General features: G+C 46.9%; 10 protein-coding genes and 2 pseudogenes. 5 read left to right on the top strand and 7 right to left on the bottom strand.

Features of this window, described 5'->3' with window-relative positions; genetic code table 11:
• Window positions 1–25 precede the first annotated feature (25 nt).
• From FDX11_RS25610 to FDX11_RS00315, 7 genes and pseudogenes are all read right to left on the bottom strand, one after another.
• Window positions 26–205: pseudogene (locus FDX11_RS25610) on the bottom strand (IS1 family transposase); the annotation flags it as partial.
• Window positions 206–219: 14 nt separating this feature from the next.
• Window positions 220–854, bottom strand: a pseudogene (locus tag FDX11_RS25605) (IS1-like element IS1A family transposase); the annotation flags it as partial.
• Window positions 855–940: 86 nt separating this feature from the next.
• On the bottom strand, window positions 941–1,696 hold the full coding sequence (locus tag FDX11_RS00335) for a M48 family metallopeptidase (protein ID WP_001290574.1): 756 nt from the start codon (window positions 1,694–1,696) through the stop codon (window positions 941–943).
• Window positions 1,693–4,977 (bottom strand): type I restriction endonuclease subunit R, encoded by a 3,285-nt coding sequence (locus tag FDX11_RS00330; RefSeq protein WP_137397295.1) that lies wholly within the window; start codon window positions 4,975–4,977, stop codon window positions 1,693–1,695. Before FDX11_RS00330 ends, FDX11_RS00335 begins: the two co-directional genes overlap by 4 nt.
• A gap of 52 nt (window positions 4,978–5,029) precedes the next feature.
• Window positions 5,030–5,713: a YecA family protein gene (locus tag FDX11_RS00325; protein WP_061358901.1), complete on the bottom strand. Its 684-nt coding sequence runs from the start codon at window positions 5,711–5,713 to the stop codon at window positions 5,030–5,032.
• On the bottom strand, window positions 5,710–6,933 hold the full coding sequence (locus tag FDX11_RS00320) for a restriction endonuclease subunit S (protein WP_074480792.1): 1,224 nt from the start codon (window positions 6,931–6,933) through the stop codon (window positions 5,710–5,712). The genes FDX11_RS00325 and FDX11_RS00320 overlap by 4 nt, the downstream gene beginning before the upstream one ends.
• Window positions 6,923–8,446, bottom strand: a complete 1,524-nt coding sequence (locus FDX11_RS00315; protein ID WP_047630957.1) for a type I restriction-modification system subunit M — start codon at window positions 8,444–8,446, stop codon at window positions 6,923–6,925. Before FDX11_RS00315 ends, FDX11_RS00320 begins: the two co-directional genes overlap by 11 nt.
• Window positions 8,447–8,754: 308 nt before the next feature.
• On the opposite strand from FDX11_RS00315, the gene FDX11_RS00310 reads away from it, so the two are divergent.
• The 5 genes from FDX11_RS00310 to FDX11_RS00290 all read left to right on the top strand — a co-directional run bounded on the left by FDX11_RS00310 (window position 8,755) and on the right by FDX11_RS00290 (window position 14,805).
• Window positions 8,755–9,897, top strand: a complete 1,143-nt coding sequence (locus FDX11_RS00310; protein ID WP_034167528.1) for a hypothetical protein — start codon at window positions 8,755–8,757, stop codon at window positions 9,895–9,897.
• Between the two features lie 148 nt (window positions 9,898–10,045).
• Window positions 10,046–11,182 carry a site-specific integrase gene (locus tag FDX11_RS00305; protein WP_088543193.1) on the top strand — a complete coding sequence of 379 codons (1,137 nt, stop codon included), beginning with the start codon at window positions 10,046–10,048 and terminating at the stop codon, window positions 11,180–11,182.
• Window positions 11,183–11,324: 142 nt separating this feature from the next.
• Window positions 11,325–11,525 (top strand): AlpA family transcriptional regulator, encoded by a 201-nt coding sequence (locus FDX11_RS00300; protein ID WP_072001266.1) that lies wholly within the window; start codon window positions 11,325–11,327, stop codon window positions 11,523–11,525.
• Window positions 11,515–12,153, top strand: coding sequence for a hypothetical protein (locus FDX11_RS00295; RefSeq protein ID WP_000256735.1), 639 nt, complete (start codon window positions 11,515–11,517; stop codon window positions 12,151–12,153). Before FDX11_RS00300 ends, FDX11_RS00295 begins: the two co-directional genes overlap by 11 nt.
• A 51-nt stretch (window positions 12,154–12,204) precedes the next feature.
• Window positions 12,205–14,805, top strand: a complete 2,601-nt coding sequence (locus FDX11_RS00290) for a hypothetical protein (RefSeq protein ID WP_137397260.1) — start codon at window positions 12,205–12,207, stop codon at window positions 14,803–14,805.
• Window positions 14,806–14,817 lie beyond the last annotated feature (12 nt).

Below are 14,817 nucleotides of genomic sequence, written 5' to 3'. Positions count from 1 at the left end.
AACCCACCATGGTAATGACTCCAACTTATTGATAGTGTTTTATGTTCAGATAATGCCCGATGACTTTGTCATGCAGCTCCACCGATTTTGAGAACGACAGCGACTTCCGTCCCAGCCGTGCCAGGTGCTGCCTCAGATTCAGGTTATGCCGCTCAATTCGCTGCGTATATCGCTTGCTGATTACGTGCAGCTTTCCCTTCAGGCGGGCTCCACCGATTTTGAGAACGACAGTGACTTCCGTCCCAGCCTTGCCAGATGTTGTCTCAGATTCAGATTATGTCGCTCAATGCGCTGAGTGTAACGCTTGCTGATAACGTGCAGCTTTCCCTTCAGGCGTGATTCATACAGCGGCCAGCCATCCGTCATCCATATCACCACGTCAAAGGGTGACAGCAGGCTCATAAGACGCCCCAGCGTCGCCATAGTGCGTTCACCGAATACGTGCGCAACAACCGTCTTCCGGAGCCTGTCATACGCGTAAAACAGCCAGCGCTGGTGCGATTTAGCCCCGACGTATCCCCACTGTTCGTCCATTTCCGCGCAGACGATGACGTCACTGCCCGGCTGTATGCGCGAGGTTACCGACTGCGGCCTGAGTTTTTTAAGTGACGTAAAATCGTGTTGAGGCCAACGCCCATAATGCGGGCTGTTGCCCGGCATCCAACGCCATTCATGGCCATATCAATGATTTTCTGGTGCGTACCGGGTTGAGAAGCGGTGTAAGTGAACTGCAGTTGCCATGTTTTACGGCAGTGAGAGCAGAGATAGCGCTGATGTCCGGCAGTGCTTTTGCCGTTACGCACCACCCCGTCAGTAGCTGAACGGGAGGGACAGCTGATAGAAACAGAAGCCACTGGAGCACCTCAAAAACACCATCATACACTAAATCAGTAAGTTGGCAGCATCACCGACAAATGAGCCCATTGGAATAAGTTAGAAACTACATATCTGCCAACAACATCCCAGCCATACCATCCAGTCGCTTCTTAACCTTTTCCCAGCCCGGCATAACCTGCCCCATCAGACGGTAAAACTCCTCGCTGTGGTTGTGCTCAGCCACATGGCATAACTCATGTAGCAAAACATAATCGATACATTCTGAGGATGCCTTAACCAGCCATGGATTCAGGGTCAGACAGCCTTTTGCTGAACAGTTGCCCCATTGCGTTTGCATCGCCCGCAGACGTATCGGAGGACGCTCACTGACCCAAAGGGTCTGCGGAATCAGTAAATCAAGCCTGCGCTGAAAAACATCTCTGGCACGTTCCCGATACCATTCAGCCAGCAAGGCTTTAATCTTTTCTGCCGATTTGTGTCTGACAGTCACTTCCAGACGCCCACGCAACATTTTCACTCGTTGCGGCACAGTAGCGTCTTCTGTCACTTTCAACTGATATTGCTTACCGAGATAATAATGGCTTTCTCCGCTGACATACTGACGCGGAACAATGTGTGTCTGTTGCTCCCTGAAATCACGCAGTTGCTGGTATATCCAGCGCCCACGTTTTTTCAGCGCAGACAATACCTCGTGCTCCGGTGTTTCAGGCGGTACAGAGGCCACAACCCGGCAGTCCGGATAAACCTTGATGAGCACCCTGCCCTTTACGACCTGACGCGGAACACACTGTACGACGATGACCTCATCACCATAGACAATGCGTAACGCTTTCATTGATGGCGATTCTTTTTCACTCATGATTTCATCAAACCAACGCGCAGTATCTGGATGATGGTTTCCACAATACGGTTTACCTGATTCATTCCGGCACCAATTTCCCGGCAGGCCGTAAACAGCAGTGGTAGCAGACTTGTCTTAACGACTTTCTCAATGTCCTGGGGGTTCAGGGAGTTTTCTGCCACCGCTTTGACGATAATGTTGTCCACTTCAAAAGCCAGCTTCGTCCACTTATCCTGCACCTGAACGTCGTTTACCGCAAAAACCTCAGGTAGCTCTTTTTTAAATACACCGTAATACGCCTGAGCATGCTTGTTTACCGCCAGTGCATCCGGGATATCGCTGAGCTTACGGGCTTCAACCTGTTCTTCAAATTCACGGAACAAGAGATACTGTTTCAACGGATGGTCGAACAGTTTTTCAGCCTCTTCAATAGCCATACGCAGGAGTTTTGAAAAGGCTTCCTGAGCATACGGGTCATCACGCAGCTCCTGCTCAATCATCTTTGTCACACGGGTTTTAATGATGTCGGTTTCATTGCGGGTTTTATTGTTGTCCCACTCTTCGGGCTTTTCGCTCTTGCCCATTTTACCGACTTCATACACGCCATCCGGTTCACGAACCTCAACGCCGGTGACATGCTTATCCAGCAGTTTTTTCACCTGCTCAGCGTAGTCGTCATAATTGACCTGCTCTCCACTTACCTGCATCGCCCACTGGCGCAGGCTGGACATCTGTTTTACGGTTTCTTTATAGAGATTTCGGTCTTGTTCCGTAAAGCTCTTGTCGGTGAAGAAGGTAGCGGACTGCAGTGCCACTTTCAGGCATCCGGCAAAGGCCGTTAACGCCTCGAAGAAATCATCACGGGTTTTCTGATGGATATCGACCATCTCTCCGTCACGTTCTTCCATTTTAGGCACCAGTACCGCACGTAACTGCTCAGTATCATTTTTGTTTTTAACACCGGCAAATATGGCCCACAGCTGGTTATACAGATGCGGTAGACGCTTGTATTCAGAGCTCATGGCGCTGTACAGCCCGTCAATATCTTTGATATCGTATCCGCCCTGAGTTCGGGAGGCGAGGTCCTGATATTTGCCGATAGTCGTGTCCAGCTCAGCCAGAATACCGCGATAATCAATCAGCAGGCCAAACTTTTTCAGTGGATGCAGACGGTTTACCCTTGCAATCGCCTGGATAAGGTTGTGGGACTTAAGCGGCTTGTCGATATACAGCACGGTATTCTTCGGTTCATCAAATCCGGTGAGCAGTTTATCAACGACGATCAGTAATTTGAGCTTATCATCAGTATCGAAACGACTGATGATATTGCGGGTATACACAGACTCATCCTGCGTGCCGACGTTATCTTTCCACCATTTCGTCACTTCCGGCAGTTTGCTTTCATCCACCTCAGTATTCCCTTCCCGGGTATCCGGCGGGCTGATAACTACTGCTGACTCAAACACCCCGGCTTCATCAAGATACTTTTTATATTTGATGGCGGAAATCTTGCTGTCGCAGGCAAGCTGGCCTTTCAGTCCCTCATCAATATTCTTCGAGAAGTGCGTGGCGATATCGAGTGCGATCAGACGGATGCGATCATCTGCACTATAAACCTCACCTTTACGGGCATATTTACGCTTAAGGTCGGCTTTTTGCGCTTCGCTTAACCCATCGGTAATACGATCAAACCAGGCATCTATTGCCCGATCGTTAACCTCAAGGTCGGGAATACGTTCTTCATACAGCAAAGGTGTAACGGCTTTATCTTCTACCGCTCGCTGCATGGTATAAGCGTGGACAATCGGTCCGAATTTATTGGTGGTCTTATCTTCTTTTAGCAATGGCGTACCAGTAAATGCAACAAAGGCGGCGTTCGGCAGTGCCAGTTTCATTCGCACATGGTTCTCACCACCCTGGCTACGGTGTCCTTCATCAATCAGTACGATGATGTCGGGGCTGGTATTGACGCATTCAGGAAGTTTTGTCGCTGAATTAAATTTCTGGATTAGGGTGAAAATGATGCGTTCTTTACCGGAGCCAATCTGTTTCGCCAGCATCTGCCCGGATGTCGCCATTGCATTGGCTTTGTCTTTTTTCCCGGCCAACTCGCCGCCGGATGCAAAGGTACTGCTGAGCTGCCCTTCAAGATCGACACGGTCCGTCACCACCACAATGCGACACTGCTTCAGGCTGTCATGAAGAATCAGCGCCTTACTGAGGAACACCATGGTGTACGATTTACCGGAGCCCGTGGTATGCCAGATCACACCACCTTCTCTGCCCCCGTCCGGTCTGCGGGTGCTTATGCGTTCCAGCAGCCTTTTAATCCCGAACACCTGCTGATAGCGGGCGACAATTTTCCCGGTCTTTTTATCAAACAGGGTGAAAAAGCGGGTCATCTCCAGCAGACGTTCCGGTGAAAGCAGGCTGATGAGCAGCTTATCCTGCCCGCTGACGGCCAGTTCACCGGCGGCGATTAACTGTTGGTACCAGTCGAGATCGGCTGAAGGACGATGATCAAACAACGCATGAATTTGTTCAGTCGATAACTTATGGTTGCGCAGCGCATACATCTGCGCGTAAGTAATATCTTCTTCGCGCCATGCCGCCCAGAATTTCATTGGTGTATGACAGGTACCGTAGCGCCCGTCATGCCCGTTAATCGACAGTAATATCTGGCTGTAAGCAAACAGCTGCGGGATTTCGTCGTTGAGCTGATTGCGGATACTCTGGGATATCCCTTCGTCAATGGTTGGCCCTTTCTTGCCGTGACCCGCCGGGCTTTTCGCTTCAATGACGGCCAGCGGGATACCATTCACAAAACACACAATATCCGGTCTGCGGGTTTCGACACCGCCTGACCGCAATACCGTAAATTCTTCGGTAAAATGGAACTGGTTATTTTCCGGATGTTCCCAGTCGATCAGCGCAATGGTGGGGTTCACCTTCTTGCCATCGACAAACTCCGTGACGGCGATACCGTAGAGCAGATGGTTATACATCCGTTCATTGGCTTTGAGCAGCCCTTCATTGAGCGCCGGAGAACAGACCTGTGATATCAGGTTATCCAGTGCTTTTTCCGATAACTGGCAGGTTTTGCCACCCGCCATAAAGGAACGCTTCGACAGCTCTTCACGCAGAACCGGACGCAGCACCACCTCATCCTGTTTATAGCCCCGGTAATCCATAATCTGTTTCGGAGATAAAAACGTCCAGCCGAGGCTGGTCAGTAACGTCAGTGCCGGAATTTTGGCGCTGTATTCTTCCTGGAATTTTGGCGTGTACGTCTGGTTCATCATTAATCCTTTTCTTTCTGGCGCTACTCGCTACTGGTCACATGAAGATTCATCAATGCAGACAGCACTTCTTAAATTTTTTACCGCTGCCACACGGACACGGGTCATTTCGCCCGGGCATGTTTTCTGCCCCCTTCACTGGAACAGGCCGGGATGATGCCTCTGACATTCTCACTGACAACCAGTACTGATAAAGTGCCAGTGCAGCAGGCTGAATAAGGGAAATACTTTTCTCAAACTGCTCTCCGGTCATTTTCTCAAGTACAGGAAAATTCTTCTCCACGCCATGAAGAGCGATCACTTCCAGAGAAGGCCGTAACTCACCGGGAAGACCAGACCAGTCATCCAGTGACTTTCCTTTCATATAACCAAAACACCACTCTTCCACAATGGTATATTTTTCCCCCTTTACCTCACGCTCATTGAAAATCGGTTCAAACTGTTCAGGGGCCTCATACAGGCAGCCAGCGATATCGTTCATATGCTGAAAACACAGCCCCACAAAACGCGTCATCTCTTTTTCGGTGGTCCAGCGAGGGTGGTAATCACCTCGCCCCCAGATAGCACTGAGCCAGGTATTAGGGGAAATCGTATTCGGGCCAGAGACAACCGCCGTCAGGAAGCCATCCAGCTCAGAGAAACAGAGTACAGAGTCATCATTGCCGTATTTCAGCAACACCTCTTCCAGCCAGTCGATTTCCCGGTCAATCAGCGGCCCGCTTTTCGTCAGTTTCATTCGGCAACCGCCTCATCGACCTTAACACGACGTTTTCCAGTCAGTAGCTGTTGCATCAGGGCTTTTTTCTCATCTCTCAGGCAGGCGAGTTTTTTCTCAAGTGTGGAGATTTCAGCATCAGCAGCGGAAAGGACGGCGGCGATTTTTTGTTGTTCTCTTATACTGGGTAAGTCTAGTTCAAACTCTTTAACCATTCCGGCGTTTAGGTTGGACTGTGTACCTTGCTGGCCTTGCAGTTTTATTTTTTCTTTTAATGATGTAAGATAGAAATATAAAAACTCATAATTTAAACAATCTTTTGGTCTAATACCCAAGATTGCCTGCGAAGATGTTAAATTTACAGCAGCAATGCTGCATTCACCTATAGAAGCATACATAGCATAAAGAACCGAGTTTTTTGGATATATTCTTGCGGATGAACTGTTCAATCCTAATTCAGTCAGATATTTTTCAGTTGTAGCAATCCACTTTCCATTAGATGTCATATCAGAAATAGATACCCATGGGATATTCCCGCCATAATACTCTTCAACCGTTGATTTCGGAGTACCTCCACTGTTCATATCGGCTATCGCACCCAGTTTTACTCTCTTCCACTCCCCACTAAACCTCACCCCATTCTCATCCAGCAAGCGTTTTTTCCCGGTAAGCAATTGCTGCATCAGGGCTTTTTTCTGCTGCTGACTGTTGGTGAGAAGCTTTTCCGTCACTGAAATCGCGTTATCCCAGGTTGACAAGATTTTGGCTATTTTCTTTTGTTCGGTAAGTGGAGGAACAGGAACCGGAATTGACTTTACGATTCCTCCGCTCAAGTTTTGTTGACCGCCGCTATTAGCCATTTCCCGAATGTTTTCATATTGACTTATGAGAAACTGGTAGTAAAAATCCACTTCATAACCCGTATGTAAAACTATCGCTGCACATGCCTGATTAGTTGAGGCATCTATACCCAACTTAGCAACTTGTCCTCTTGTTTTCCCTTGCCCATACATAGCCATAAGGATTGTACCCGCAGGAAATAACTTGGCGGAAGAATTTGCAAGGCCTTCCTCAGTAATCTTCTCGACCGTATCTTCAATAATCTTAAATTGAACCTCCGCTGTAGTTACCCAAGGGATATTACCATTCCAATATGCTTCGTTGTTTCTACTAGGGGTTCCACCTGAAGATACATCAGATATTTTACCTATAGAGCTTAACTCCCATCCTTTAGGCACCATAACCCAGCTCCTCCAAATACCCCACCATCTCCGTTTCCAGCTTCGCCAGTTCCACCTTCAGTTGCTCACGCTCTGCTCGCACTGCCAGCAGGTCGATCTCGCCTTCTTCCTCAAAGGTATCGACATAGCGCGGGATATTAAGGTTATAGTCGTTGTCCTGAATCTCTTTCAGGCTGGCGAGATAGGCGTATTTCTCGACGTTATCGCCTTCACGATAGGTGTTAACGATCTTCTGGATATTTTCTGCGCTGAGCTGGTTCTGGTTTTTGCCCGCCTTATATTCACGGCTGGCATCGATAAACAGTACCTTGTCATCCACTTTCTGTTTTTTGAAAATCAGAATCGCAGCAGGAATACCTGTACCGTAGAACAGTTTTTCCGGCAAGCCAATGACGGCATCCAGCAGATTTTCGTCGATCAGTTTCTGGCGAATTTTACCTTCGCTGGAACCACGGAACAGCACACCGTGTGGCACAACTACGCCCATACGCCCCGTTCCTGGTTTCAGGGTTTCGATCATATGCGAGATAAAGGCGTAATCGCCTTTAGTCTTCGGCGGTACACCGCGACGGAAACGACCAAATTTATCGTTCTCAGCCTCGTCATGGCCCCACTTATCCAGGCTGAAGGGAGGGTTAGCTGTCACGATATCAAACAGCATCAGGTCGCCATTTTTATCGAGCAGTTTCGGGTTACGAATGGTATCGCCCCACTCGATTTTGTGGTTATCTTCGCCGTGAAGGAACATATTCATTTTCGCTAGCGACCATGTAGATCCAATCGCTTCCTGACCGAACAAGGCATAGTTACGGCTGTCATGCCCGGAGACAATTTTACGTCCGCACTTCATCAACAACGAACCGGAACCACAGGCCGGATCGCAGATGGTATCACCGGGTTGTGGGTCGAGCAGTTCAGCAATCAGGTCTGATACTTCCGGCGGAGTATAGAACTCCCCGGCTTTCTGCCCGCCGCTGGCCGCAAAGTTTTTGATCAGATATTCGTAGGCATTACCGATAACGTCCAGCGTACCGACACGGCTCGGCTTCAGGTTAAGATCTTGACCGGCAAAGTCTTCCAGCAGCTGACGCAGGATGGTGTTCTTCTGTTTTTCTTCACCTAGTCGATCGGTGTTAAACGAAATATCCTGGAACACGCTTTTCCCGGCGTCTTTCAGTTTGGTGCCATTAGCTTCTTCAATCGCATGCAGAGCCTGATCGATACGTTCACCGTTGCCTGGCTCATGACGGCGCTCATACAGCGCATAAAAGCTGGCGCTTTTCGGCAACACGAAACGTTCATTCGCCATCATCGCTTCAATCAGTTCCGGCGCATCACCATATTGCTCTTTATATTCGTCATAGTGATCCTGCCAGACATCTGAAATGTACTTGAGGAACAGCATTGTAAGGATAAAGTCTTTGTAGGTATCAGCACTGATGGTGCCACGGAACGTATCACACGCGGCCCACAGGGCTTTGTTGATCGTATCCTGACTGATTTTGTCGTTCATGAATCATCCTGGTCTGAAGAAAAAGCTAGCGATGCAGGGCTTTGCATCGTAAAAAATTGCGGTAAATGATACCGTAAGATGCCTCTCCTGACACGCCAATATCGCAGCATTCCGGTTGGCATCGTCCCCATCATATCGATATGCCATAAACTGACACAACCTGTCTCGCCACTCGCAAAAAACCAATTATCTTAGTAAGATAACATCCATATTAGCTATGGTGTAAAACTGCCGTTGGGGTAATGATATATCCCGCTATCACTACATAAAGCCTCTCATGTGGCTTTAAATGTTAAAAGGGCATGACTATGTTTGAAGCTTACCTTGGCAATCCGAAGCGAAACATTAAAAACGCTCATATCCTCGAAAAATATCAAGCAGACATTGACGCGTTATCCACAATGTTTTCTGAGGATGATTTGCTTAGTCTGATGACTCAGGCTGGCCCTGGAAATGCAGTGTTTATGAAATCCGCGCGTGAGGTACTTTATGTTCTTCCCTCAAGTGGTGTTAATTCTAATCAAATCAATTTCTTCCAGGACACTTCGTATTGGTATAAATGGCGGGAATTGCAGCAGCAGGAGTTCCACAGGGCTGCAGTACTTATTTATAAGAATTCATCCCGAAAAAACAAAATACCTCAAGCTATAATTGAACAACTTGATGAATTTATTCTACAAGAAATTGGTAACGCCGGACGCTGTAAGAAAGGCATTCTATCTCTTTTTCTACACTCTTTTTTAGATAATATGTATCACTCTGAAAAATTCATGAACCCGGTTGAAAACTATCAAAATGGGGTAGCAACTTTCAGACACTTCCAACGAACGCTAACGCGTTACAATACGTATGTAACTAATCATCTCCAATCGACTGAGTGGTTGAAAAGAGTGCCTAAAGTAGGTCATCTGGAACAGGACGATGTTTCAACTTTAGTATTCACATATTTTTGCTCAAAATATTTTTTCAATTACATCTTCAATGTTATTTCTTTCATGAAAACAACACAAATAATTACGAATGGTTATCTCCACCACCCTAAAATGGTTCCGATAATTACACTTTCAATGTTGCCCTATGATGTACTGAGTGAGATATACAAAAAAAATGGCTATAATATTGAACTCACATCCCCAGATGAATTTATTGTAAAGAACACTTTTCAGACAGGAAAGGCGAATCTGACAGGTTACAAAAAAACAACCGAGCAGTTGATACGAAAAACATACATTTATATAGCACTATTACTTCACCCGGAATGGTCCCCTTCTGCGAAAGAAGTACGCACCTTCCTTGAAGGAAAGAACCAAACTATAAAAGGATTAATGGACTTCAAATCCACATCACTTGGTCTTAATTCTCAAATCAATAATGTTACACTCCTCAGTAAAGAAATATACTTTGATAAATTTATGGAGTTAGCCAGAAGGAATAACCCATTAAAAATGTAACGCATGCTTTTGAAAATATTTCCAGTAATTGTACGCATAACTTTTCATTGCATTCATTATTTTTCACCTGATGAACTGTGAAAACTGAGACTGGCATACAGTAATCTCGCACCGTATTTTTTCCGTGTTATTTTACAGGAGAAATACGATGCCTATTCTGGAACTGCGTTTCAGCAACAAATCACTTCACCAACTTCCCCATCCCCTCACGGGCTGTCAGGAATACCGTGATATTCACTGCCAAAACCTGCGTGCTCTGGTGTATCCCAATCGGATCACGCTGGCCTTTCGTGCCACTATAAACAATCAGCGTATATATGAAACCCTGGGTCAGTTCCCTCAGCTCTGCGTTGAGGATGCCCGTCAGCATGTGATGAAACTGCTTGCTGATAAAAATCGTCTTGCGGTTCAGTCCCGTCGATTCACTGTGGAACAGGCCATCAATGACCTGTGGCTACCGGATTTGCAGTTGTATAAAAAGAGTCCTCAGTCAGAGTTGTCAAAACTCAACCTCTACGTTCGCCCGTTCTGGGGCAAGCGGCAACTTCGCGACATCACGGCAGGGGAACTAGAACAATATGCTGCTGGCTTACGGGAAAAATTACGTCCGTCAACAGTAAACCGTATTCTCGCAATATTGTCCAAAATATGCTCTCTGGCAGTACGTGCTGGATGGATCACACATTCCCCGATGTCACATGTCCGCTATCTGAAAGAAAATAACATTCGCTATCGCACACTATCAGCGACAGAAATCCCGCGCTTTATTGACGCGGCAACAGCGCTGCAAACACCGGCAGCTGATTCTATATTGCTTGCTCTTTATACGGGGATGCGTATTGGTGAGGTATGTACCCTGAAATGGGAGTACTGGCACCCGGATATGCATCAACTCATACTGCCTGATACAAAGTCCGGACACCCTTTCACCTGCCCACTTGCACCTCCAGCCATTGCAGTTGTCCAGTGCCAGCAAGACCTGATGCTCAGCAAAACTTACATTTTTCCACAACTAACCGACAATGCCCGCCCTCTGGCATATCCGCGTGCAACCTTTGCCCGTATTTGTCGGGATGCCAACATTGATAACCTGCGGATGCATGACCTGCGCCGTACCTTTGCCACCCGGGTACTACAGGCGACCGGGGATATTGCAATCGCTTCCCATCTGCTAAATCACCATTCACTCACGGCGACCCGTCGCTACGCTTTTCACAATGCAGCGACATCGCACGCAGTGGTTTCTCAGGTCATAGAAAGTTATGACACAAAAATGAACCTGTGATCTGTGATTCGTGATTGATGCAACACTCGTTTAAGGACGGTATTGTCATTGCATGCTTCTGCAGGGCCCTGCATTAAGTCATCAAAGAATGTGGATTGATATTAAATCCGCGTGGCTTCTTCTTCTCTAAAACCGGAGGTTTATGTATTTAACCATTAAGCAGTTTGCAGAAAGATTTAATCTTTCCGCATCCACGGTTGCGTCAGATATATCGCGCAACCCAGGAAAACTCCCGCCCTTCATCAGAATTGGGCGGGCTATACGATTCTCTCTTGACGATATTGTTGAGTGGGAAAATGTACATCGTCAAAACAAACTTAAAGGTGATATAAATGGTTACTAAGAACACGGAAAATAACGCTAATAATGCACTGAACATTCTTCCCGAATCAGCAAGCACAGCTGTAGACAACGATGAAAAATATCTGTCCTTTGCATTAGTTCTCGCTATCACGATTATGGACAACTTAGTAAAGCTCATCGGCACAGATGGCTTCGTTCTTTATACCTACACCCTGCAGGACACGGCTACTGCTCGTGCTGTTTTTAATGAATTAGCCAGGCGTCTCAAAAATTTCAATCGTCAGGAGGAGGTCTACACCACCGATTACCTCACCTTTCGAATGAAATACATTTACGGTGTTACCCTGTTCGAACATGATAGTAAATCTATCCTTAACCTTTTTGATAAGAAGGGTTATTCGGTATTGAGTGAATCAGGAGAACCCGGTTCTCTTGATGATATGTATCTTGACATTCAAGCACGATTACATGGCGGCTACGCCTCAAAAAAGTTTCTTCATTTACATGAACATTGTCTGTTATCTGCACACGTTACCCCGTCTGTGGAAAAGACGCAACGTGGCATCCTGATTAAAGCAGGCAGGAAACTCGTTTCCTTTATCTATGTAGATAATGAATCTCGCAAAAATGATATTTTCAAAGCTGTAGTAGACGTCATTAAATCCTGATTCATTATGCCGGGGGGGGGACAAACTCCCGGCGTTTTTTCGGAGTTAACTATGAGCAATAATTTGCAGGACATCCTCGCTGCCGCATCGGGGTATCAGTCCGTGACTTCAGAGCCAGCGCTCAATCGTAAAAGACCTAAAACGCTTGATGATTATCCTGTGATACCACCTGCATCAAAAAAAGTGTCTGTGATTTCAAGTGACCTGACACTCCATATCGGTTTTGATACCGAATATGTTTTCAATCCTGAAACACAACAGAATGATATTCTGTCATATCAGAGTTATGTTGTCTTACCCGATAATACAGGTATATCGAACATTATCTATCCACCTGACTCACAGAAAAAATCCCGGCTGTCTTTTAAGGACTTTCTCTGTCAAACGATTACACCGCTTCTTGAAACGGGTGTGATTACAAAATGGCCCGGTATTATTAATATATATGCGCATTTCATTCGTGCGGATATCGCCTCCTTTGCCAATTTCTGGTCAGACTACAAAATTCTTCTGAAAGGAATACGCGGTACTGTCAGCAGCTTCAAAAATCGTTACGGTATCGATTTTGATGAACAGCAGGAACGTCGCGTAAAGACTGAACAGATAATGTTTGACAAACGAACTTCCCCTCCGCGTTGCAGTAACGTAGCTTTCATCGATACACTGCTTATCACTCCCGGGGGTATGGGTCTGGCTGAATGTGGTGAATTACTGGGTCTTCCCAAACTCACCATTCCTGCCCCTTATTCCATAACCAATATGCGTGAATATCTTCTGGGCGACAGAGCAGGGTTTGAAGCCTATGCTCTGCGGGATGCCGAGATTGCGGTTCGTTATGCTTTACAGGTTCGCAATTTTTGCGCCCGGGAGCTGATGATTGATCGTGTCCCCGCCACCATCGGGGCGATGGCAGTTTCACGGTTCACCAAAACACTTAAAGAAAACAATATTTCTCCTGAAGTCTGCCTTGGGACACACATTAAAACCCGTGAACTCTGGCTCACGGAGAAACAGGCATTCCGGACGATTAAAAACCCCGCCAGTGTTCCTTCAAGAGAGTTGTTTGAAACGTTCCCGATCAACTGTTACCACGGCGGACGCAATGAGTGTTTTATGATGGGGGTTACACCGTCTGATCACTGGTATGACTACGATCTGGCTGGAGCGTATACCACCGGGCTATTAGATATCCTCACACCCGATTACGGGAACATCCGCCTCAGTAAAAATCCGGACGATTACTGTGGGCATGTAATGGGATTTGCGCTTGTCACATTTCGGTTCCCGGAATCAGTTCCCTATCCCAGCCTGCCGGTTCGGACCGATCAATATGGGTTATTCTTTCCATTAAGTGGCGAATCATGGGCAACGGCACCTGAAATCGAACTTGCTCTGTCGCTCGGGGCAGAGATGACGATCCATAATGGGATCATCGTCCCCTGGATCTGTGACACCTCCCCACATAACAGCGAATCAACATCGGTGTTTCTTCCCTTTGTTCAACAGGTCCGTGAGAACCGTAATCACCATATTAAAGGTTCTCTGGAGGAGAAATTCTGGAAAGAAATTGGCAACTCGCTTTATGGTAAACTTGCTCAGGGCCTTCGCGCCAAAACCGCCTTTGATACAGCCCGTGGATTAAACAGATCCCTCCCACCATCATCGGTTACTCAGCCATTCTTTGCTGCGCATGTGACGGGATTTATCCGCGCCGTTGTCGGGGAACTCATGAATGCTTTGCCTTCTGATTCATCGGTTGTCAGCGTCACAACCGATGGCTTTTTGACAAATTGCCCACTTGACAAGATAAACATGAGCGGTCCACTGTCTTCCCGCTTCCAGTCGCTGTGCGATATTGTTGATCCGGGTTCATCAATGTTGACATGTAAGCATGAGGTCAGCCAGCTTATCGCCATGAAAACCCGGGGGCAGTTAACCTATAGAGCTATTCAGGGAAAACCTGTTGTTCATGCCAGGGCTGGCGTCAAACCTCCTGCCGATATTCCACGCAGTGACTATAACGACTATATGGTAGATCTTTACCTTAATCGTTTACCCGGTCAGACGTTATCCCGAAGTACGTTGATATCAACGCGTGAGATGTGGCTGTCGGAAAGCGATCTGGTATCCCGGGAACAGGATATCCGTCTTAATCTGGAATTCGATTTCAAACGCCAGCCCGTACAGCCCGCCATGAATGAAGGGCATTTACTGATGTTTTCCCGCCCGTGGGATAATATGGAAGAGGCTCTGCAGCAACGCTCTCTTTTCGACGACTGGCGGCAAACGCATACACTGAAGACCCTGGCTGACTGGGATGACTGGTGTGATTTTCTCTATTGCCGGACGGTGTTTTCTGATATGAAACTAAAAGTCGGAAGCAAACGTAGTGATGATATTTTAGTCAGACTATTTCTCCGGGCGCTGACTCAGTGCCAATGGGGGCTTATGCTGAAAGATAAAAAAAGTTATTCCTGTAAAGAGGTTGCTGAATGGCTGACGTCAGAAGGCTATTCAGTAACGGTGACTGATGTAAAAAATGCGGTAAGAGCAAAAATACCCCAAATGAAATTTAGTTCTGTAACACCGCGAATGAAGTCACTGATGGATATCATAGCCCGTAAATATCCGACATTCTGTCTTCCAGTCTGATAACCGTTAAAT

The organism is Citrobacter sp. wls714 (genome assembly GCF_005281025.1).
GTDB classification, from domain to species: Bacteria; Pseudomonadota; Gammaproteobacteria; order Enterobacterales; family Enterobacteriaceae; genus Citrobacter; species Citrobacter werkmanii.
The sequence above is the reverse complement of the archived record's forward strand: the minus strand, read 5'-3'. Positions and strand labels throughout refer to the sequence as shown.

Coding starts and splice junctions, on each gene's coding strand:
- FDX11_RS00305 (WP_088543193.1), top strand. CDS start 10,046: ATGCCTATTCTGGAACTGCGTTTCAGCAACAAATCACTTCACCAACTT.
- FDX11_RS00290 (WP_137397260.1), top strand. CDS start 12,205: ATGAGCAATAATTTGCAGGACATCCTCGCTGCCGCATCGGGGTATCAG.
- FDX11_RS00295 (WP_000256735.1), top strand. CDS start 11,515: ATGGTTACTAAGAACACGGAAAATAACGCTAATAATGCACTGAACATT.
- FDX11_RS00315 (WP_047630957.1), bottom strand. CDS start 8,446: ATGAACGACAAAATCAGTCAGGATACGATCAACAAAGCCCTGTGGGCC.
- FDX11_RS00300 (WP_072001266.1), top strand. CDS start 11,325: ATGTATTTAACCATTAAGCAGTTTGCAGAAAGATTTAATCTTTCCGCA.
- FDX11_RS00320 (WP_074480792.1), bottom strand. CDS start 6,933: ATGGTGCCTAAAGGATGGGAGTTAAGCTCTATAGGTAAAATATCTGAT.
- FDX11_RS00310 (WP_034167528.1), top strand. CDS start 8,755: ATGTTTGAAGCTTACCTTGGCAATCCGAAGCGAAACATTAAAAACGCT.
- FDX11_RS00330 (WP_137397295.1), bottom strand. CDS start 4,977: ATGAACCAGACGTACACGCCAAAATTCCAGGAAGAATACAGCGCCAAA.
- FDX11_RS00325 (WP_061358901.1), bottom strand. CDS start 5,713: ATGAAACTGACGAAAAGCGGGCCGCTGATTGACCGGGAAATCGACTGG.
- FDX11_RS00335 (WP_001290574.1), bottom strand. CDS start 1,696: ATGAGTGAAAAAGAATCGCCATCAATGAAAGCGTTACGCATTGTCTAT.